We start from the raw sequence: 19,651 nt of genomic DNA, 5'->3' as shown, positions 1-19,651 counted from the left end.
GCAGGGGTGCTACGCCGCCGTCGCGTGGTCCGTGGCCTTGGACGCCTTCGCCTTCGTGGCGTAGATGTCGACGTACTCCTGGCCGGACAGCAGCATCACGTGGCTCATCACCTCGTCGGTGACGGCACGCAGCACGTAGCGGTCGCGGTCCATGCCCTCGTAGCGGGAGAACTCCAGCGGCTTGCCGAAGCGGACGGTGAAGCGGTGCACCCGCGGGACGCCGGCGCCACCCGGCTGGATCCGCTCGGTGCCCACCATCGCGAACGGGACGACCGGCGCCCCGGTCATCAGTGCCAGCCGCGACACGCCCGTGCGGCCGCGGTAGAGACGGCCGTCGGGGGAGCGGGTGCCCTCGGGGTAGATGCCGAAGACCCTGCCCTCGTCCAGGATGCGACGACCGGTCATGAGCGCGGCGACGCCGCCGTGACCGCCGTCGCGGTCCACGGGGATCATGCCGACGGAGGTGAAGAAGGCCGCCATCAGCCGGCCCTTGATCCCGGGGGTGGTGACGTACTCGTCCTTGCCGATGAAGAAGACCTGACGCTTCACGACCAGGGACAGGAACATCGAGTCGATGAACGTGACGTGGTTGCCGGCGAGGATCACGGGACCGTCGCCCGGGATGTGCTCCGCGCCCTCGACCCTGGGGCGGAACAGGACGCGCATCAGTGCTCCGAGCAGTGCCTTGAGGATGATGCGGAACAACGGGTCCTCCGGTCGTGGTCGGCGGGAGTCCGGCCGGACGCCCGCGGGGGTTCGCCCACCAGTGTGCGCCTCCCCCGGTGAGGACGATACTTCCGCCACGTCGCGACACGCACACCGGGTTCACACGACCGGTACGCATTGTTGATCTGCGTTTCCGTCGCGTTCCGTCGCTCGCCGCCCGACGGCAACACCGGCCCGCCTACGATGCGCGCGTCGCTTGGCAGGATCCGGACAGACGTTCGGCCGACACGAGGGAGCGCACATGACGCACGAGCAGCAGGGCGGCCGGGAGCAGCGCAGGGGGCCCGGGCGCCGGGCACTGATCGGGGCCGCGGCGCTCGGCGCCGGCGTCACCGTGCTCGGCGGCGCGGGCACCGCCGTGGCCGGCGAGCGGGACTCCTCGCACGGCTCCTCGCACGGTTCCGTCCCCGTCCTCCCGCTGCCGGTCCCGACCGTCGTCGGCCACCGCGGTGCGAGCGGCTACCGCCCCGAGCACACCCTGGGCTCGTACCAGCTCGCCCTCGACCTCGGCGCCGACGTCATCGAGCAGGACGTCGTCCCCACCAAGGACGGGCACCTCGTCTGCCGCCACGAGCCGGAGATCGGCGGCACCACGGACGTCGCCGACCACCCCGAGTTCGCCTCCCGCAGGACCACCAAGACCATCGACGGGGTCGCCACCACCGGCTGGTTCACCGATGACTTCACCCTCGCCGAGCTCAAGACCCTGCGCGCGGTCGAGCGCCTGCCCGCACAGCGGCAGCGCAACACCCTCTACGACGGCCACTGGGAGGTGCCCACCTTCGAGGAGGTGCTGCGCTGGGCCGACGAGCAGGGCCGCAAGCGCGGCAAGGCGGTCTGGCTGCACGTCGAGACCAAGCACCCCACCTACTTCCGCGGCATCGGCCTGGGCCTGGAGGAGCGGCTCGCCAAGCTGCTGCGCCGCTACGGCCGCGACAAGCGCAACTCCCCGCTGTTCCTGCAGTCCTTCGAGCCCGGCAGCATCCAGCGGCTCGGCGCGCTCGGCCTGCGCAACCCCAAGGTCGTCCTGCTGGACGCGGCGACCACCCGTCCGTACGACTTCGTCGCCGCCGGGGACCCGCGCACGGTCGCCGACCTCGTCACCCCGGCCGGCCTGAAGTGGATCGCCGGCTTCGCCCAGGGCATCGGCCCCACCCTGAACCTGATCATCCCGCGTGACGCGGCTGGCAAGCTCGGCACGCCCACCACGCTGGTGCGCGACGCCCACAAGGCCGGGCTGATCCTGCACCCCTACACGATGCGCAACGAGAACAGCTTCCTGCCCGCCGACTTCCGGGTCGGCACGGACCCCAACGCCTACGGCGACGCCTTCGGCGCCTTCAAGGTCTACTTCGAGCAGGGCATCGACGGCATCTTCTCGGACAACTGCGACACCGCGCTCCTGGCCCGCGCGGACTTCCTCGGCCGGAAGTGATCGTCAACACGAGGTGATCCCCTCCCGCGCACGGGTGGTTCCCCCGCCAGGGGGCAACCACCCGGCGCGGCACGGGTGTCCCGGCGGGCATGACCCCGCGCGTACGACACGAAGAACTGGCCGCCATCCGGCCGCTGCTCGCCGCCGAGGCCGCGGCCGAGTCGGTCCCCGCCTGCATCGAGGCGGCCGACCTCGAACAGTCCGTGTGGCTGCGGTTGCTGGAGCTCCCCGAGCCGCCCGCCGACCCCGCCCGCTGGCTGCGCCGTGCGGTGCGGGCCGAGGCCCGCCTCGCCGTGCGCCGGGCCCGCCGGGAGACGCCGTACGGCCCCGGCCGCCACCCCGCCGCCGCGGCCCTGCCGAGCACCGAACAGCAGGTGCTCGCCGCCGAGCAGCGGCGCACCCTGCTGGCCGCCGCACGCCGGCTGCCCGGGCGCTGTCCCGAGCTGGTATCCGCCCTGATCTCCCGTTCCGACCCCACTTACCGGGAAATCTCCCGGGAGTTGGGAATCTCACAGGGCAGCCTCGGGCCGATGCGTTCCCGGTGCTTGAGTTGCCTGCGTACGATCCTCGCAACCGGGGTTGCAGCACCCGTACGACGGGGTAATGCACCGTAAACAGTCGGCGTACGGACGCTTGTGCACGGCCGCGCCGCCTTCCGGAAACGATTCAGGGCAACGTCCCGCGCCGCACCCTCACCCCCCGCGGCCCGGGCGGACTCGAAGGAGAGGCCAGCGCACATGGGCATGAGCGTGACCATCTCTGCGGCGACCGTCGACGACGCCGAGAAGATCCTCAAACTGCAGTACCTCTGCTACCAGGACGAAGCCGCACTGTACGGGGACTACGGCATAGAACCGCTGACCCAGACCCTCGACGCGCTGCGCGCCGAACTCGAGGGCGGGGTCGTGGTGGTGGCCCGGCTCGGCGAGGAGGTGGTGGGTTCGGTCCGCGGTTCCGTGGACGAGGACGGCACCGCGCGGATCGCCAAGCTGATCGTCCACCCCCGCATGCAGCGGCACGGACTCGGCGGCCGTCTGCTGCGGGCCATCGAGGAGCGGCTGGCCGCGGAGAGCGAGGCCAAGCGGTACCGGCTCTTCACCGGTCACCGCAGCGAGTTCAACCTGCGGCTGTACCGCAAGCTGGGCTACGCGCAGGTGGGCAGCGTCGAACCGGTCACCCGGCAACTGAGCCTGGTGCACATGGAGAAGCCGGCCGACCGGCCCGAGACCTACGCCGCGAGCGCCTGAGCCCGCGTCAGGATCAGGAGTCCTGCTGTGGCCGTGCCTGCCGGCGCAGCCACAGCAGGCCGGTCACCGGCACGACGACGGGCAGGAACAGGTAGCCCATGCCGTAGTCGGACCACACGGTCTGGTCCGGGAACGCCCCGGAGTCGACCAGCGTCAGCGTGCCCACGGTCAGCACGCCGACCAGTTCGAGGGTGCAGCTGACCAGCGCCACCTTCCGCGCGCCCTCGCCGCCCCGCCACAGGGCCACCGTGATCACCGTGTAGAGGACGCCCGCCAGCAGCGAGAGCAGGTAGGCCAGCGGCGCCTCGTCGAACTGCAGGCTGATCTGCACGACCGCGCGGGAGAGCGCGGCGACGGTGAAGACCCCGTACAGGGAGAGCAGCAGCCTGCCCGGCCCGCGGCCGATCCCGCGCTCGGCGGCGGCCGGCGCAGTACTGCCCTTCGCGGTCTCAGGCACTGACGCCTCCCCAGATGTCGTGGAGCCGCACCTCGAGCACGGCCAGGACCACCCCGCCTGCGGCCACGATCGCCGAGCCCCAGCGGGTCCGCTCGGTCAGCGACATGAAGCCCGCCGCCGGGACGGTGCAGGCCGCGCCGATCAGGTACGCCACGAAGATCGTCGTTCCGTCCACCGGCTTCTCGCCACCGGTGAGCTTGACCACTCCTATCACCAGCTGGACCAGCGCCAGCACCGCCACCAGGGCCATGCCGATGAAGTGCCAGTCCTTGGTGGGCTGGTCGCGGAAGGCCGCGTAACCGCACCAGGAGGCCAGGAGCAGCGCCGTGGCCGAGACCACGATCGTGAGCGCGTCGAGCATGGCGCGACTCTATTACGGGCGGGAATCGCCGGGTCCCCACCCCCTGGGTGTCCACATTCCGGACGGCGGGATCGGATATTGGTACGCCGTACGGGCGTCTGCTTTACTGGTGCGCATGACCACGACGAACCGCCGCTGCCGCGCGACCGAGGCGATGACGCCCGGTGTTCGTCGTATGTGTCGAATGTGTGCACGCTGAGGGCCCACGCCACCTGAGTCTCGCGCCCCGAAGCGAGACCCGCCCCTCCTGCCACGGATCGCACCTCCCCATGGACCTGGAACTGCAGCAGACCTTCCGCCGCTGCCGGCTGGCGCACGACCCCCAGCCGCCCGGCACCCACTGCTGACCTTTCTCCCACGCCCTCCGAGGGGCGCAGCCATGCCATGTCCGCGGTCCATACGCCCCGTGTGCGGCTTTCGTCCGCCGCGCACTCGACAGTGACGGAAATCCAGTGATCACCACAACGGGCCTGACCAAGGTCTACCGTTCCCGTGACCGGGAGACGGTGGCCCTCGACGGCGTCGATCTGCACGTCCGCGAGGGTGAGGTGTACGGCGTCGTCGGTCGCAGCGGCGCCGGCAAGAGCACGCTCATCCGCTGCGTCAACCTGCTGGAGCGGCCCACGGCGGGCACCGTCGAGGTGGCCGGCCGGGACCTGACCGCGCTCGCCGGCCGCTCCGACCGGGCGGGCTCCGCGCTGCGGACCGCCCGCACGGGCATCGGCATGGTCTTCCAGCACTTCAACCTGCTGTCCTCGCGCACCGTCCGGGACAACGTCGAGCTGCCGCTGGAGATCCTCGGCGTCTCCGGCCGCGAGCGCCGCCGCAAGGCCCTCGAACTACTCGACCTCGTCGGCCTCGCCGACAAGGCCCGCACCTTCCCGGCGCAGCTGTCCGGCGGCCAGAAGCAGCGCGTCGGCATCGCCCGCGCCCTGGCCGGCGACCCCAAGGTGCTCCTGTCCGACGAGGCCACCTCGGCGCTCGACCCCGAGACCACCCGCTCGATCCTGCAGCTGCTGCGCGAACTCAACCAGCAGCTCGGCCTGACCATCCTGCTCATCACCCACGAGATGGACGTGGTCAAGGCCATCTGCGACTCCGCCGCGCTGATGAAGGGAGGCCGCATCGTGGAATCCGGCAAGGTCACCGACCTGCTCGCCACGCCCGGCTCCGAACTGGCCCACGAACTCTTCCCGGTCGGCGGCGAGCCGTCCGGCGCCGGCCGCACCGTGGTCGACCTCACCTTCCACGGCGAGGCCGCCACCGAGCCCGTCATCTCCCAGCTCTCCCGCACCTACAACATCGACATCTCCGTGCTCGGCGCCGCCCTGGAGACCATCGGCGGCCGCCAGGTCGGCCGGATGCGGATCGAGCTGCCCGGCGCCTTCGAGGACAACGTGGTGCCGATCGGCTTCCTCCGCGAGAAGGGCCTCCAGGTCGACGTCGCCCCCGTCGGCGGCGACGAACTGGTCGAGGAGGGCGCGAAGTGAGCTGGTCGGAAATGCAGCCGCTGCTGTCGCAGGCCTGTTGGGAAACGCTGATCATGGTCGGCTGGTCCACCCTGATCGCGGTGGCCGGGGGACTTCCGCTGGGCGTCCTGCTGGTGCTGACCGACCGCGGCGGACTGCTGCGCAACGCCACGGTCAACAAGGTCGTCGGCGTGGTCGTGAACCTCGGCCGCTCGCTGCCCTTCCTCATCCTGATGATCTCGGTGCTGCCCTTCACCCGCTGGGTGATCGGCACCACCATCGGCGCCGAGGCCATGGTCGTCCCGCTCTCCATCGGCGCCATCCCGTTCCTCGCGCGGCTGGTGGAGACCTCCGTCCGCGAGGTCGACGACGGACTCGTCGAGGCCGTCCAGGCCATGGGCGGCAGCACCTGGACCGTCGTCCGCAAGGCCCTGCTGCCCGAGTCGCTGCCCTCCCTGATCGCCGGGCTCACCACCACGGTGATCGCGCTCATCGGCTACTCCGCCATGGCCGGCACCATCGGCGGCGGCGGCCTCGGCGACCTGGCCATCCGCTACGGCTACCAGCGTTTCGAGACCTCCCTGATGCTCGTCACGATCGGCGTGCTGATCGTCATCGTGACCGCCGTCCAGCTCGCCGGCGACCTCGCCGCCCGCAGCGCCTCGCACCGCGGCCGCAGCTCCACCACGCCCCGGCTGCGCCTGCTGCGCCCGGCCGCGACCCCCGAAGCCTCCTGACACCGCAAGGCAACACCGTTCCAGAAAGGCACTTTTCGTGCGTACCAGCATCAAGATCACGACCGCCGTCCTCGCCGCCGCCGGCCTCACCCTCGGCCTGACCGCCTGCGGCGCGGACTCCGGCTCCAAGAAGGACAGCGCGAGCGACCCGCTCGTCGTCGCCGCGAGCCCCGTCCCGCACGCGGAGATCCTCAACTTCGTCAAGGACAACCTGGCGGCCAAGGCCGGGCTCAAGCTCGAGGTGAAGGAGTTCAGCGACTACGTGACGCCGAACACCGCCACCGAGGACGGCTCCGTCGACGCCAACTACTTCCAGAACCAGCCCTACCTGGACGACTTCAACAAGAAGAAGGGCACCCATATCGTGCCCGTCGTCACGGTGCACCTGGAGCCGCTGGGCCTGTACTCCGACAAGCTGAAGTCGGCCGACGCGATCAAGAACGGTGCCACGATAGCCGTCGCCAACGACGCGGTGAACGAGGCCCGCGGCCTCAAGCTGCTCGCCACCAACGGCCTGATCACCCTCAAGGAGGGCGTCGGCAACGAGGCAACCCCCGCCGACATCACCGCCAACCCCAAGAACCTGAAGTTCAAGGAGCTGGAGGCCGCCCAGCTGCCGCGCTCCCTGCAGGACGTCGACGCCGCCGTCATCAACGGCAACTACGCCATCTCCGCGGGCCTGAAGCCCGCGAAGGACGCCCTGGTGCTGGAGTCCGCCGACAACAACCCCTACGGCAACTTCCTCGCCGTCAAGGAGGGCGACGAGAAGGACCCGCGCGTGCTGAAGCTCAAGAAGCTGCTCACCTCGCCCGAGGTGAAGAAGTTCATCGAGGACAAGTACGCCGGCTCCGTCATCCCCTCCTTCTGACCCGCCGGGCCCGGGCGGGGGGCGGGCAGCGCGTTCACCGCGCCCCGCTCCCCGCCGCCCCCGGCCAGTCCAGCAGCAGCTGCTGCGCGCGCGGCAGCCGCGCCACGACCAGGTCGTACGAGTCCTCGACCAGCTCGCGCACCATCGCGTCGGGCAGCGAACCGTCCAGCGTGACCGTGTTCCAGTGGCGCTTGTTCAGGTGCCAGCCGGGCGCGATCGCCGCATGCTCCGCCCGCAGCCGCACCGCCAGGTCGGGCTCGCATTTCAGGCTCACCTTCAGCGGCTCGTCCCCCAGCGCGCTGATGGCGAAGATCTTCCCGCCGACCTTGAAGACGGTCACCTCGGTGTTCCGCGGGAAGGGGTTCTCCTCCGCCGCGCCGTTGAAGCCGAGGCAGAAGCCCCTGAGCCGGTCCGCGTCCATCCGGCCATTCAACAGGGTGCCACCGACACACCCGCGAGATCAGCGCCGCCGCACCCAGTACACGTCCGTCGTGTAGGGCATGTCCACGGCGTCCTTGCCGCGCGTGGCGTCGTGCCCGGCCAGCACCGCCTCCACCTCGGCCAGCACCCGCTCCTGCTCCGCCGGGTCCATCACCGCGATGTGGCTGGAGGACGTCATCCGCTCCACCACGTCCGAGACCGTCGTGGAGTGCAGGTTCGGCCAGTGCCGCTCGTGCACCCGCGACCAGCCCCGGCGGCCGGTGAAGGCCTTGCGCCAGCCGTCGTCCAGAGGGCTCGGCAGGTCACGCGGCGCGAGCCGGAAGACGATGTCCTGGTAGTCCCGCACCCAGGGGACCGAGGTGTCGTAGGTGTTCCACACCAGTGCCAGCGAACCGCCCGGCCGCAGCAGGCGCTCGACCTCCGCCAGGGCCTCCTCCTCCTGGAACCAGTGCCAGGACTGCGCGGCCACCACCGCGTCCGCGCACCCGTCCGGCAGGCCCGTGGCCTCGGCCGTCCCGGCCGACACCCGCACCCCCGGCAGCAGCTCCGCGAGCCGCTCCCGCATCTCCGTCACCGGCTCGACCGCGATCACCTCGGCGCCGGTCAGCGCCAGCAGACGGGTGAACTTGCCGGTGCCGGCGCCCAGGTCGACCACCGTGCGGCCCGCCTCGAGGGGCAGCGCGTCCGCCAACTCGGCCAGGGCCGCCATGGGGTACGAGGGTCGCGACCGCTCGTACACACCCGCGGCCCGCTGATATCCGACTCCTGCTGCGTGGTGCACCGTCACGCGGGCAGACGCTAGCAGGACCGTAGGACCACAGGCGTAGCGGACCTGCGGAAAAGCCGGGGAACAGCACACCAACTGCTCCCGTCGTGCCGATGGTTGGACGTACGCTGGGGCGACGGCCGCGCAGGCCCCCGCGGCGACCCGGTCCTGCGGTGACCCGGTGGATGTTGCATGCTGTGCACTTCACACATGCCCTGGCTACGGAGCGTCGAATGACCAGCTTCCCGGAGATCTCCATCAGTACGGAGCGGCTGGTGCTGCGCACGTACGAGGAGTCCGACGTCCCCGCCCTGGCGGAGATGATGAACGACGAGTCCGTCATCGCCTGGACCTCCGTGCCGTATCCCTACACCGAGGCGGACGCCCGCTCCTTCATCGCCGGGTTCGCCCCCGCCGAGCGCGCGGAAGGCCGCGGCATCGTGCTCGCCGTCACCGAGTTCCTCACCCAGCGGCTGGTCGGCACCGTCCACCTGCAGCGCACCGACTGGCGCATCCGCAGCAGCGAGGCGGGCTACATGATCGCCCCCTGGGCACGCGGCGAGGGCTACGCGGCGGAGGCCGTCCAGGCCACCGCCCAGTGGCTCTTCGACGACCAGAAGTTCGAGCGACTGGAACTGCGCACCGCCGCCGACAACGCCGCCTCGCAGCAGGTCGCGCAGAAGATCGGCTGCATCAGCGAGGGCGTGCTCCGCAACGCCGGCCTGGTCCGCACGCAGACGGAGGGCGGCCGCTGGGAGGAGATCCGCACCGACCTGATCGTCTGGAGCCTGCTCCCGGAGGACCTCGACGGCCTCGCGGAGGAGTCCGCCGACGGCTCCGACTACGCGGCGTACGCCGACTGGCAGTGAGCACGGGCTAGCGCAAGATCCTGGCCGGGGTACTGTGCACACCCCGGGATCACCTCACCCCCCGGGCACCACACCGCGACGCGCCCAGGAGGCAGGACGACGATGGCCGACCGTGTCACCGTGATCGGGTGGGACGGCTCACCACCGGGCGAGGCAGCGCGCTCCGCGCTGTCGGCCGCCACCTTGGTGGCCGGGACCCGGCACCACCTGGCACTGCCGTTCGTGCCGGAGGACGCCGAGCGGATCGTACTGGGCAGCATCGACCTGGCCGCCCGCCGCATCGCGCGGCACCGGGGCACCGCGGTCGTCCTCGCCGACGGCGACCCCGGCTTCTTCGGCGTCGTCCGCGCCCTGCGCACCCCCGAGTACGGGCTGGAGGTCGAGGTCGTGCCCGGCGTCTCCTCGGTCGCCCAGGCCTTCGCCCGGGCCGGGATGCCCTGGGACGACGCCCGGGTGGTCGTCGCGCACACCCGCACCCTGCGGCGGGCCGTCAACGTCTGCCGCGCCCATCCCAAGGTCGCCGTGCTCACGGCCCCCGGCGCCGGGCCGGCCGAACTCGCCCTGCTGCTCGGCGACGAGCACCGCACCTTCGTGATCTGCGAGGCCCTCGGCACCGAGCACGAGCAGGTCACCGTGCTCACCTCCGACAAGGTGGCCGACCACACCTGGCGGGACCCCAACGTCGTCCTCGTCGTCGGTGCCGCCCCGGCCGCCGCCCCCGCCCACGTTCCGGTTCCGGCCGCCGCCGCGCAGGCCGGCTGGCTCGCCGGCGGGGACCCCGACTCGTCCGACCGGGTACGGGGCTGGGCACTGCCCGCCGAGCGGTACGTGCCCGGGGACGGCCCGGCGCACCTGCGCGCCCTGCAACTGGCCCGGCTCGGACCGCGGGCCGGCGACCTGCTCTGGGACATCGGCGCCGGCGGCGGGGCCGTCGCCGTGGAGGCGGCGCGGTTCGGCGCGGCCGTCATCGCGGTGGAGGCCGACGCCGAGGCGTGCGGCCGGATCGAGGACACCGCACGGGACTTCGGGGTCCAGGTCCGGGTCGTCCACGGCCTGGCGCCGCACGTGCTGGAGGACCTTCCGGAACCGGACATCGTGCGCATCGGAGGCGGCGGACCGGAGGTCGTCGCCGCCTGCGTCGCGCGCCGGCCGGAGCGAATCGCCGCGAGCGCCGCGAACCGGGACGAGGCCGAAGCCGTCAGCCGCGCCCTCGACGAGGGCGGATACGCCGTGGAACGCACGTTGTTGCAGGCAGTCGAGCTGGACGACGAGTGGTCCGAGCGGGAGCGCACGGTGGTCTTCGCGCTCCTCGGACACCGCAGGTGAGCCAGTGGGTTGCGCCCGCATTGGCACCGGTTTGAGGTGAACCCCCCTGAGCATGCGCGGGCACACGCACGGTAGGCTGACGGACCGCTGTGCCGTTGTCGCGCATTGACGTCGCGTGAGGGCTGATCAGTAATGGTCAGTACCGGTCAATCGCCGTCGTCGTGCCGGTTGCCGCCCACGCTCGTTCTCTCTGTGGGCAGTGTGCTCGGCGCAGCGATGGAAGGAGCGAAACCGATGGGCGAGGGGCACGCATGACTGACACCGGCCAGGTCCCGGGTGAGGGACTGCCGGAGAACGCAGGCGAAGAAGCGGTTCTGCAGCCGCACGCCGACCTTCCCGGCAGTGGCGCGCAGCAGCAGTCCGTCCCCTCGTGGGACGTCGATCCGCTCACCGCGCCGGTTCCTCCCGAGTACCACTACCTCGACCAGCCGTCCGGCCCGGTGCCGGTGGAGGAGGACGAGGAGATGCTGCTGATGCCCGGTCTGCAGGGGTCCTGGGGCGACCCGCAGCCCGTGCCGCCGCAGCCGGCGCCGGTCGCCGCCGTACCCGTTCCGGCGCCCGCTCCCGTGATCCCGGCCGCGCCGGTCCCGGCGCAGGCCCCCGCCCCCGCCCCCACCCCCGTGCCGGTCGAGCACACCCCGCACGGGGTCCCGGTGGCGCCCGAGGGCATCGAGCACGACGCCCACGAGAGCGGCGGCCGTGACTCCGTCTCCCTCGACTACTCCGCCGTCCGCACGGAGATGCAGGTCGCACCCGGCATGGCGGCGCCGGAACCGCTCCCGGCCGAGCAGGCCGTGCCGCCGCAGCCCGCCCCGTTCGTGATCGAGCACGCGGTGCCGGAGCAGGCCGTACCCGTGGCCGCGGAGCCCGTCGCGCAGCCCGGGCCCGCGGAGGAGGCCGTCCAGGTCCGGGCGGCCGAGCCGGTCCCGCAGCCCCATGTGCCCGCGCAGGTGCAGCTGCAGGAGGCCGCACCCGTACCGCCGCGGCGCCCGTTGCACATGGGCCCCCCGATCCCGGACCCGTCCAACGGCGGCGGCATCGTGCGCTCCCTGGCCGACCGCGGCCCGGCCACGCCGCCGCCCGCGCCGCAGCCGGTCCCGGCGCCCATGCCCCAGTCCGGGCCGCCCACCATCGGACCGGAGTACCTGGACATCCCCCGCGACGAGGCCCCCGCCGAGACCCAGGCGCCGGTGCCGGCCCCCGCGTCCGGCGAGACCTGGACGGCCCCGGTGCCGGAGGCCGTCGTGCCCGCGCCCGCGCCCGTGCCCGCACCGGAGCCCGAGCCGGTGGCCATCCTCGCGTCGCCGCTGGAAACCCCGGACGAGCCGCTGCCGTTCGGCATGGAGCCCGCCGCCGAGGTGCCCGTGGCACCGGTCGTACCGGAGGCGCCCGAGCCCGTCGCGGCGCCTGAAGCTGTCGCGGAGCCCGAGCCGGTCGCGGTCGTGCCGGAGCCGGTCGCCGTGGTGCTGGAGCCGGTCGCCGTGGTGCTGGAGCCGGTCGCCGTCGTGCCGGAGCCGGAGCCCGAGCCGGTCGTCGAGGCCGAGATGGAGCCCGAGCCCGTGCCCGTCGTGGAGCCGGAGGCGCCCGTCGCAGTCGAGCCGGTCGCCGAGCCCGCACCCGCCGCGGTCGTGCAGGAGGACACTCCGGTCACCGTCGCCGAGCCGCAGCATGAGGCGGACCTGGCACCCGAGGAGCCCCAGGCGTCCGAGGAGCCCGAGGCGCCGGTCGCCGGCGAGGAGGAGGACCCGGAGCTGCTGCTGCCCGCCGCCGAGGGCTACGACCCCACCGTGCGGGACGCCGTGCACCGCGTCATCCGCGAGCGCCGGGACATCCGCAACGGCTTCCGCAAGGACCCGATCCCGCACGAGGTGCTGATCCGCGTGCTGGAGGCGGCGCACACCGCGCCGAGCGTCGGCCACTCCCAGCCGTGGGACTTCGTCGTCATCCGCTCCGCCAAGACCCGGGAGCGCATGCACGAGCTCGCCATGCAGCAGCGCGAGGCGTACGCCAAGTCCCTCCCCAAGGGCCGCGCCAAGCAGTTCCGCGAGCTGAAGATCGAGGCGATCCTCGACACCCCGGTCAACATCGTCGTCACCGCCGACCCCACCCGCGGCGGCCGCCACACGCTGGGCCGATACACCCAGCCGCAGATGGCCCCGTACTCGTCGGCGCTCGCCGTGGAGAACCTCTGGCTCGCCGCGCGCGCCGAGGGCCTCGGCGTCGGCTGGGTCAGCTTCTTCGACGAGCGCGAGATGGTCCGCGAACTCGGGCTGCCCGAGCACCTCGAGGTCGTCGCGTACCTCTGCGTCGGCTACGTCGACGAGTTCCCCGAGGACCCCGAACTGGTGCGGTCCGGCTGGTCCAAGCGGCGCCCGCTGGCCTGGGTCGTCCACGAGGAGGAGTACGGCAACCGGGCCCTGCCCGGCGAGGAGCCGCACAACCTCCTGGAGGAGACCCTCCGTGGCATCCGCCCGCTCGACGCGAAGGCGCTCGGCGAGGCCTGGGAGCGGCAGAAGCGGATGACCAAGCCGGCCGGCGCACTCGGCATGCTGGAGATCATCTCCGCGCAGCTCAGCGGCCTGTCCCGGCAGTGCCCGCCGCCCATCCCGGAGCCCGCGGCCGTCGCGATCTTCGCCGGTGACCACGGGGTGCACGCCCAGGGCGTCACCGCCTGGCCCCAGGAGGTCACCGGCCAGATGGTCGCCAACTTCCTCGGCGGCGGGGCCGTGTGCAACGCCTTCGCCCACCAGGTGGGCGCCGAGGTGTGCGTGGTGGACGTCGGCGTCGCCTCCGACCTGCCCAGCACCCCCGGTCTGCTGCCCCGCAAGGTCCGTCCCGGCACCGCCGACATGACCGCCGGGCCCGCCATGTCGCGCGAGGAGGCACTGCGCGCGATCGAGGTCGGCATCGAGACCGCCCGCGACCTCGTCGCCGCGGGCAACAAGGCGCTGCTCACCGGGGAGATGGGGGTCGCCAACACCACCGTCTCCGCGGCCCTGATCTCCGTCTACACCGGGGTCGACCCGGCGGAGGTCACCGGACGCGGCACCGGCATCAACGACGAGATGCACGCCCGCAAGATCGACGTCGTGCGGCGCGCCCTCGAACTCCACCGGCCCGACCCGTCCGACCCGATCGAGGTCCTCGCGGCGATCGGCGGCCTCGAGCACGCGGCCATGGTGGGCCTGCTGCTCGGCGCCGCGTCCCTGCGGACCCCGGTCATCCTCGACGGCGTCAGCGCGGGCGCGGCCGCCCTGGTGGCCCGCGCCATCGCCCCCGAGGTCCTCGCGGCCTGCATCGCCGGCCACCGCAGCGCGGAGCCCGGCCACCGCGCGGCGCTGACCAAGCTGGGCCTGCGCCCGCTCGTCGAACTCGACCTGCGCCTCGGCGAGGGCACCGGCGCGCTGCTGGCGCTGCCGCTGGTGCAGAGTGCTGCGCGGGCGATGCACGAGGTGGCGACGTTCGACTCTGCGGGGGTCACCGAGAAGTCCTGACGCGGGCGGTCGTGGTGGGCGGGTTGGCTCGTGGCCCGGTTGTTGTGTGCGGGTGCGTTGCGCCTGCGGCGGGCGGTTTCCCCGCCGCCCGCCCGCCCGATTGCCCGGCGCGGTCAGTGACCGCCTCGCTGCGTACGTGGTGGGGTCGGGGCCGCGCCGGCGCACTCCCCCAGCCTTCGGCCGGGGGGACCCCCACTGCGCTCGCGGTTTGGCCCTACCTCGTTCGGCGCCCGGGTTCGCCGCTCGTCTCCCCCAGCCTTCGGCCGGGGGGACCCCCATGGGCGCACCCCGCCACACCTCCTCATGCCGGTTGGGGCGCATGACGGCCGGTGGGGGGTAATTAGGGCACCTGCGGCAACCCCGGACCGCCCTCCTACCTCCCACCGGCCGTTGGTCGCCGCACGATACGGAGGGTCGTTGGGGGCACCCCCGGCCGAAGGCTGGGGGAGGGTGGGCGTTCTGGACGCTGACGTGTATGTGTTGTGCAGCAGAGACGGCACCGACCTGGACCGCCCGCCATGCACATAAATATGCGGTCCAGAATGCCCAGCCCCGAAGGCCCCGACCCTGGCCCACCATGCACGCGCGCAGGCCCGCACCAACCGTGCCGGATGGGGGTCCCCCCGGCCGAAGGCTGGGGGAGGGAGGGTGGGTGGGGGATGCCCGCCGCAGGCGCGAACAACCCGCACACGACCACGACGGCAAGCGCACCGCAGGTGTGATCTTGGGCGCTGCGGCGCAGCCACCCCGCACCGTAGGGTTGGGGCGGGGCAGGGTCGCCCCGCACCCCCGCAACCCCACCCCCCGTCGCGCCGCGAGGCACACGCCGCGAGGCACACCCGAGGAGCCGCACCGCCATGACTGCCGCCGAGGACCGCAACGACGCACCCGCCTACCCCGTCGGACTGCGCCTCACGGGCCGCCGCGTGGTCGTCCTCGGCGGTGGCCAGGTCGCCCAGCGCAGGCTGCCCCCGCTGGTCGCGGCCGGCGCCGACGTCGTCCTGGTCTCCCCGTCCGCGACGCCGTCCGTGGACGCGATGGCCGCGGCGGGCGAGATCCGCTGGGAGCGCCGCCGTTACCGGCCGGGCGACCTGGCCGACGCCTGGTACGCGCTCATCGCCACCACCGACCCCGAGGCGAACGCCGCGGCCTCCGCGGAGGCGGAGGAGCGCCGCGTGTGGTGCGTCCGCAGCGACGACGCCGAGGCGGCGACCGCGTGGACGCCGGCGACCGGCCGTACGGAGGGTGTGACCGTCGCCGTCCTCACCGGCCGGGACCCGCGGCGTTCGGCGGCCGTGCGGGACGCGATCGTCGAGGGCCTGCGCGACGGCTCGCTCGCCGCGCCGCAGCACCGGGGGAGGACCCCGGGCGTAGCGCTGGTCGGCGGTGGCCCGGGCGACCCGGACCTGATCACGGTGCGCGGCCGCCGGCTGCTCGCGGAGGCGGATGTCGTCATCGCCGACCGGCTCGGCCCGCGCGACCTGCTCGACGAACTGCCGCCGCACGTCGAGGTGATCGACGCCGCGAAGATCCCGTACGGCCGGGCGATGGCCCAGGAGGCGATCAACGCGGCGCTGATCGAGCACGCGAAGGCGGGCAAGGCGGTCGTGCGGCTCAAGGGCGGGGACCCGTACGTCTTCGGGCGCGGGATGGAGGAGGCGGAGGCGCTCGCGGAGGCGGGCATCCCGTGCACCGTCGTGCCGGGGATCTCCAGTTCCATCAGCGTCCCGGCCGCCGCCGGCATCCCGGTCACGCACCGAGGGGTGGCGCACGAGTTCACCGTGGTCAGTGGCCATGTGGCCCCGGAGGACCCGCGCTCGCTCGTGGACTGGGCGGCCCTCGCCCGGCTGCGCGGAACGCTGGTGCTGCTGATGGCCGTGGAGCGGATCGGCTCGATCGCGGCGGCGCTCGTGGAGCACGGCCGGGGCGCGGACACCCCCGTCGCGGTGATCCAGGAGGGCACGACGGCGGCCCAGCGTCGGGTCGACGCGTCGCTCGCGACGGTGGGGGAGCGGGTGGCGCAGGAGGGCATCCGGCCGCCCGCGGTGATCGTCGTCGGCGAGGTCGTCGCCGTGGGCGATCGCGTAACCGGCGGTAACAAGTGACGTCGGTGCCGTTGGCACCGCACTTCGGACAAGGCAGTATCACCCTGTGGCTGAGCTCATCACCATCGACGACCCCGACGACCCGCGTCTGCACGACTACACGTCGCTGACCGACGTGGAGCTGCGCCGACGCCGCGAACCCGCCGAGGGGCTGTTCATCGCGGAGGGCGAGAAGGTCATCCGGCGCGCCCGGCAGGCCGGTTACCGCATGCGCTCCATGCTGCTGTCGGCCAAGTGGGTCGACGTCATGCGGGACGTCATCGACGAGGTCCCGGCTCCGGTCTACGCGGTCAGCCCCGAACTCGCCGAGCAGGTGACCGGCTACCACGTGCACCGCGGCGCCCTCGCCTCGATGCAGCGCAGGCAATTGCCCGACGCGGCGGCCCTGCTGGGCGACGCGCGGCGGATCGTCGTCATGGAGTCGGTCAACGACCACACCAACATCGGCGCCATCTTCCGCAGCGCGGCCGCCCTCGGCATGGACGCCGTCCTGCTCTCCCCGGACTGCGCCGACCCGCTGTACCGCAGGTCGGTCAAGGTCTCGATGGGCGCCGTCTTCTCCGTCCCGTACGCCCGGCTGGAGAGCTGGCCCCGGGACCTGGAGGCGGTCCGGGAGGCGGGCTTCAAGCTGCTCGCGCTGACCCCCGACGAGAAGGCCACCGACATCGACGATGCCGCCCCGCACCGGCTGGAACGCGCGGCGCTGATGCTCGGCGCCGAGGGCGACGGCCTGTCGACCCGCGCCCTGGTGGCCGCCGACGAGTGGGTGCGCATCCCCATGGCGCACGGGGTGGACTCGCTGAACGTGGGGGCGGCCGCCGCGGTCGCGTTCTACGCGGTGGCGACCGGCCGCCCCCGGGACTGACTCAGCCCGCCGCGGCCGGCAGGTCCACCAGGGCGGCGAGGGCCGCCCGGTGGCGGCCGGGTGTGCCCAGGGCGATCTCGTCGGCCTTGGCGCGCTTCAGCCGCAGGTGGGCCGGGTGCTCCCAGGTCATGCCGATGCCGCCGTGCAGTTGGACGCACTCCTCGGCGGCCCGCACGGCGACCGGTGCGCAGAACGCCTGTGCCATGGCGACCGCGACCGGGGCGTCCGCGCTGTCGGCCGCGAGCGCGTCGGCGGCGTTGCGCGCGGCGGCGCGGGACTGGACGACCTCGAGCCACAGGTCCGCGAGCCGGTGCTTGAGGGACTGGAAGGAGCCCACGACCCGGCCGAACTGGTGACGCTCCTTCAGGTAGGCCACCGTCTCGTCCAGGCACCACTGGGCCAGGCCCAGTTGCTCCGAGGCCAGCAGCCCCGCCCCCGTCAGCAGGGCCCGTTCCACGGCCGCCGCAGCGGTCTCGGGCCCGGCGAGCCGGCGGGCCGCCGCCCCGTCGAAGGAGACGTCCGCGATCGGCCGGGTCAGGTCGAGGGGCACCGGTACGGACAGGGCGACCCCGGGCGCGTCGGTGCGCACCTCGTAGAGCCCGGGCCCGTCCGGACCGTGCGCGGGCACGATCAGCACGTCCGCGGCGGTCGCGTCGGCGACGCTGGTCACGCGCCCGGTGAGGACGCCGTCCGCGTCGGCCCGCACGCCCTGGGAGACGTCCGAGCCCGGCGCCGTGGGCAGCGGCACGGCCAGGGCGGCCGTCCGCTCGCCCTCCGCGAGGCGCGTCACGACGGCGTCGGCCTCCGCGGTGCCGGCCGCCAGCAGCGCCGCGGTGGCCAGCACGGCGCTGCCCAGGAAGGGCACGGGTGCGACGAAGGCCCCCAGCTCCTCCAGCACGACCGCGGCCTCCCGCGCGGAGGCGCCCTGGCCGCCGAGCTTCTCCGGCACCAGCAGCCCCGCGACCCCCACCTCCCGGGCCAGGGTCCGCCACAGTGCGGCGTCGTACGGCTCGTCGCCCTCGCAGCGCGCCAGGACGTCCGCCGGTGCGCACCGGTCGCTGAGCAGACCGCGCACCGCGGCGCGCAGGTCGTTCTCGACGTCGGAGTAGAGCAGGTCGGAGCTCATCGCGGCAGGTCCTTCCAGGGGACGTCCTTGTCCGTACGGGGCTCGGAGGGCAGGCCGAGGACGCGCTCGGAGATGATGTTGCGGAGGATCTCGGACGTACCGCCCTCGATCGAGTTGCCCTTGGCCCGCAGATAGCGGTAACCGGCGTCGCGGCCGTAGAAGTCGACGATCTCCGGACGGCTCATCGTCCACTCGCCGTAGCGCAGCCCGTCCTCGCCCAGCAGCTCCACCTCCAGGCCGCTGATGCGCTGATTGAGCGAGGCGAACGCCAGCTTCATGCCCGAGCCCTCGGGGCCGGGGGCGCCCACCGCGAGCTGCTGGCGCAGCCGTTCGCCCGTGAGGCGGGTGACCTCGGCGTCCACCCACAGCCGCAGCAGCCGGTCGTGCAGGTCCGGCGTGCGCAGCTCGGGCCGCTCCCGCCACGTCGCGGCGACGGTGCCGATCATCCCGCCCTCGCGGGGGAGCGCGGTGCCGCCGATGGCGACCCGCTCGTTCATCAGCGTCGTCTGCGCCACGCGCCAGCCGTCGCCGACCTCGCCGAGGCGGTGGGCGTCGGGGATCCGCACGTCCGTGAGGAAGACCTCGTTGAACTCGGCCTCACCCGTGATCTGCCGCAAGGGCCGCACCTCGACGCCCGGGTCCGTCATGTCGCACACGAAGTACGTGATGCCCTGGTGCTTGGGGACGTCCGGGTCGGTGCGGGCGATCAGGATCGCCCAGCGCGCGTTGTGGGCGTTGGACGTCCACACCTTCTGGCCGGTGACGACCCAGTCGTCGCCGTCCCGCACCGCGCGGGTGCGCAGGCCCGCCAGGTCCGAGCCGGCGCCGGGCTCGCTGAACAGCTGGCACCAGACCTGCTCCCCGGTCCACAGCGGGCGCAGGAAGCGCGCCTTCTGCTCCTCGGTTCCGTACCGGAGGACGGTGGGGGCCGCCATCCCGAGGCCGATGCCGATCCGGCGCGGTTCGTTGTCCGGCGCCCCGGCGGCCGTCAGCTCGGCGTCCACGACCCCCTGCAGGGCGCGCGGCGCACCCAGCCCGCCGAGGCCCTCCGGGTAGTGCACCCACGCCAGGCCGGCGTCGAACCTGGCCCGCAGGAAGTCCAGGCGGTCCGTCGCCGCCGGATCGTGAGAGGCCAGCAGCGCGCGCACCCGCTCGCGCAGCTCCTCCGGTGTGACCGTCATGCGAATGCGTCCCTCCGCGTGTGCGTAGCCCTAAGCAAGCGCTTAGAAACTAGCTCACGTGGCGCCCTCCCGTCACCCCCTGGTGCACCGCGTCTCGTGTGCGGCGCCGTTGTGGTTGGCGTCGGGGGTTTCCCCGCCGCCCTCCCTCCCCCCAGCCTTCGGCCGGGGGGACCCCCAT

18 protein-coding genes are annotated in these 19,651 nt (G+C 73.1%); 11 read left to right on the top strand and 7 right to left on the bottom strand.

Annotated elements, in window-relative coordinates:
- Positions 1-9: 9 nt before the first annotated feature.
- On the bottom strand, positions 10-666 hold the full coding sequence (locus ABZ312_RS04550) for a lysophospholipid acyltransferase family protein (RefSeq protein ID WP_500322404.1): 657 nt from the start codon (positions 664-666) through the stop codon (positions 10-12).
- Between the two features lie 301 nt (positions 667-967).
- On the opposite strand from ABZ312_RS04550, the gene ABZ312_RS04545 reads away from it, so the two are divergent.
- From ABZ312_RS04545 to ABZ312_RS04535, 3 genes are all read left to right on the top strand, one after another.
- Positions 968-2,161: a glycerophosphodiester phosphodiesterase gene (locus tag ABZ312_RS04545; protein ID WP_500322370.1), complete on the top strand. Its 1,194-nt coding sequence runs from the start codon at positions 968-970 to the stop codon at positions 2,159-2,161.
- 89 nt (positions 2,162-2,250) lie between these two features.
- Positions 2,251-2,775, top strand: a complete 525-nt coding sequence (locus ABZ312_RS04540; protein ID WP_500322371.1) for a sigma-70 family RNA polymerase sigma factor — start codon at positions 2,251-2,253, stop codon at positions 2,773-2,775.
- 123 nt (positions 2,776-2,898) lie between these two features.
- Positions 2,899-3,408 (top strand): GNAT family N-acetyltransferase, encoded by a 510-nt coding sequence (locus ABZ312_RS04535; RefSeq protein WP_500322372.1) that lies wholly within the window; start codon positions 2,899-2,901, stop codon positions 3,406-3,408.
- A gap of 13 nt (positions 3,409-3,421) precedes the next feature.
- On the opposite strand, the gene ABZ312_RS04530 is transcribed toward ABZ312_RS04535, so the two are convergent.
- Both ABZ312_RS04530 and ABZ312_RS04525 read right to left on the bottom strand, forming a co-directional pair.
- On the bottom strand, positions 3,422-3,865 hold the full coding sequence (locus ABZ312_RS04530) for a hypothetical protein (protein ID WP_500436454.1): 444 nt from the start codon (positions 3,863-3,865) through the stop codon (positions 3,422-3,424).
- Positions 3,858-4,226 carry a hypothetical protein gene (locus ABZ312_RS04525; RefSeq protein ID WP_499510848.1) on the bottom strand — a complete coding sequence of 123 codons (369 nt, stop codon included), beginning with the start codon at positions 4,224-4,226 and terminating at the stop codon, positions 3,858-3,860. Before ABZ312_RS04525 ends, ABZ312_RS04530 begins: the two co-directional genes overlap by 8 nt.
- Before the next feature lie 452 nt (positions 4,227-4,678).
- On the opposite strand from ABZ312_RS04525, the gene ABZ312_RS04520 reads away from it, so the two are divergent.
- Genes ABZ312_RS04520 through ABZ312_RS04510 form a run of 3 tightly spaced genes read left to right on the top strand, consistent with a single transcriptional unit; the run spans position 4,679 to position 7,300 of the window.
- Entirely contained in the window at positions 4,679-5,716 is a 1,038-nt protein-coding gene (locus ABZ312_RS04520; RefSeq protein ID WP_500322374.1) for a methionine ABC transporter ATP-binding protein, read from the top strand.
- On the top strand, positions 5,713-6,432 hold the full coding sequence (locus tag ABZ312_RS04515; RefSeq protein ID WP_500322376.1) for a methionine ABC transporter permease: 720 nt from the start codon (positions 5,713-5,715) through the stop codon (positions 6,430-6,432). The genes ABZ312_RS04520 and ABZ312_RS04515 overlap by 4 nt, the downstream gene beginning before the upstream one ends.
- Before the next feature lie 37 nt (positions 6,433-6,469).
- Positions 6,470-7,300 (top strand): MetQ/NlpA family ABC transporter substrate-binding protein, encoded by an 831-nt coding sequence (locus ABZ312_RS04510; protein WP_500322377.1) that lies wholly within the window; start codon positions 6,470-6,472, stop codon positions 7,298-7,300.
- Between the two features lie 34 nt (positions 7,301-7,334).
- Here the strand turns inward: ABZ312_RS04510 and ABZ312_RS04505 are convergent, their stop codons facing one another.
- Positions 7,335-7,721: an MmcQ/YjbR family DNA-binding protein gene (locus ABZ312_RS04505; protein WP_500322378.1), complete on the bottom strand. Its 387-nt coding sequence runs from the start codon at positions 7,719-7,721 to the stop codon at positions 7,335-7,337.
- A 39-nt stretch (positions 7,722-7,760) separates the two neighbouring features.
- A complete protein-coding gene (locus ABZ312_RS04500) occupies positions 7,761-8,528 on the bottom strand; it encodes a class I SAM-dependent methyltransferase (RefSeq protein ID WP_500322380.1) in 768 nt (255 codons plus the stop codon).
- Between the two features lie 212 nt (positions 8,529-8,740).
- Here ABZ312_RS04500 and ABZ312_RS04495 point away from each other — a divergent pair, with 212 nt between their 5' ends.
- From ABZ312_RS04495 to ABZ312_RS04475, 5 genes are all read left to right on the top strand, one after another.
- Positions 8,741-9,376 carry a GNAT family N-acetyltransferase gene (locus ABZ312_RS04495; protein WP_499510843.1) on the top strand — a complete coding sequence of 212 codons (636 nt, stop codon included), beginning with the start codon at positions 8,741-8,743 and terminating at the stop codon, positions 9,374-9,376.
- A 102-nt stretch (positions 9,377-9,478) separates the two neighbouring features.
- On the top strand, positions 9,479-10,702 hold the full coding sequence (gene cbiE / locus ABZ312_RS04490; protein ID WP_500322381.1) for a precorrin-6y C5,15-methyltransferase (decarboxylating) subunit CbiE: 1,224 nt from the start codon (positions 9,479-9,481) through the stop codon (positions 10,700-10,702).
- 251 nt (positions 10,703-10,953) lie between these two features.
- Positions 10,954-14,196 carry a nicotinate-nucleotide--dimethylbenzimidazole phosphoribosyltransferase gene (cobT, locus tag ABZ312_RS04485; protein ID WP_500436452.1) on the top strand — a complete coding sequence of 1,081 codons (3,243 nt, stop codon included), beginning with the start codon at positions 10,954-10,956 and terminating at the stop codon, positions 14,194-14,196.
- 857 nt (positions 14,197-15,053) lie between these two features.
- On the top strand, positions 15,054-16,301 hold the full coding sequence (gene cobA / locus ABZ312_RS04480) for a uroporphyrinogen-III C-methyltransferase (protein ID WP_500436450.1): 1,248 nt from the start codon (positions 15,054-15,056) through the stop codon (positions 16,299-16,301).
- Between the two features lie 46 nt (positions 16,302-16,347).
- Positions 16,348-17,166 carry a TrmH family RNA methyltransferase gene (locus ABZ312_RS04475; RefSeq protein WP_500436448.1) on the top strand — a complete coding sequence of 273 codons (819 nt, stop codon included), beginning with the start codon at positions 16,348-16,350 and terminating at the stop codon, positions 17,164-17,166.
- Position 17,167: 1 nt separating this feature from the next.
- On the opposite strand, the gene ABZ312_RS04470 is transcribed toward ABZ312_RS04475, so the two are convergent.
- Positions 17,168-18,292, bottom strand: coding sequence for an acyl-CoA dehydrogenase family protein (locus ABZ312_RS04470; RefSeq protein WP_500322387.1), 1,125 nt, complete (start codon positions 18,290-18,292; stop codon positions 17,168-17,170).
- Positions 18,289-19,473, bottom strand: coding sequence for an acyl-CoA dehydrogenase family protein (locus tag ABZ312_RS04465; RefSeq protein ID WP_500322388.1), 1,185 nt, complete (start codon positions 19,471-19,473; stop codon positions 18,289-18,291). Before ABZ312_RS04465 ends, ABZ312_RS04470 begins: the two co-directional genes overlap by 4 nt.
- Positions 19,474-19,651: the final 178 nt, after the last annotated feature.

The organism is Streptomyces sp. NPDC006207, from assembly GCF_040613835.1.
Lineage (GTDB): Bacteria > Actinomycetota > Actinomycetes > Streptomycetales > Streptomycetaceae > Actinacidiphila.
This window is presented reverse-complemented; position numbering and strand designations above follow the sequence as displayed.

Bases quoted from the DNA above. Each gene is read 5' to 3' on its own strand.
- ABZ312_RS04550 (WP_500322404.1), bottom strand. From the start codon at position 666: ATGCGCGTCCTGTTCCGCCCCAGGGTCGAGGGCGCGGAGCACATCCCG.
- ABZ312_RS04545 (WP_500322370.1), top strand. From the start codon at position 968: ATGACGCACGAGCAGCAGGGCGGCCGGGAGCAGCGCAGGGGGCCCGGG.
- ABZ312_RS04540 (WP_500322371.1), top strand. From the start codon at position 2,251: ATGACCCCGCGCGTACGACACGAAGAACTGGCCGCCATCCGGCCGCTG.
- ABZ312_RS04535 (WP_500322372.1), top strand. From the start codon at position 2,899: ATGGGCATGAGCGTGACCATCTCTGCGGCGACCGTCGACGACGCCGAG.
- ABZ312_RS04525 (WP_499510848.1), bottom strand. From the start codon at position 4,226: ATGCTCGACGCGCTCACGATCGTGGTCTCGGCCACGGCGCTGCTCCTG.
- ABZ312_RS04505 (WP_500322378.1), bottom strand. From the start codon at position 7,721: ATGGACGCGGACCGGCTCAGGGGCTTCTGCCTCGGCTTCAACGGCGCG.
- ABZ312_RS04495 (WP_499510843.1), top strand. From the start codon at position 8,741: ATGACCAGCTTCCCGGAGATCTCCATCAGTACGGAGCGGCTGGTGCTG.
- cbiE (WP_500322381.1), top strand. From the start codon at position 9,479: ATGGCCGACCGTGTCACCGTGATCGGGTGGGACGGCTCACCACCGGGC.
- cobT (WP_500436452.1), top strand. From the start codon at position 10,954: ATGACTGACACCGGCCAGGTCCCGGGTGAGGGACTGCCGGAGAACGCA.
- cobA (WP_500436450.1), top strand. From the start codon at position 15,054: ATGACTGCCGCCGAGGACCGCAACGACGCACCCGCCTACCCCGTCGGA.
- ABZ312_RS04470 (WP_500322387.1), bottom strand. From the start codon at position 18,292: ATGAGCTCCGACCTGCTCTACTCCGACGTCGAGAACGACCTGCGCGCC.
- ABZ312_RS04465 (WP_500322388.1), bottom strand. From the start codon at position 19,473: ATGACGGTCACACCGGAGGAGCTGCGCGAGCGGGTGCGCGCGCTGCTG.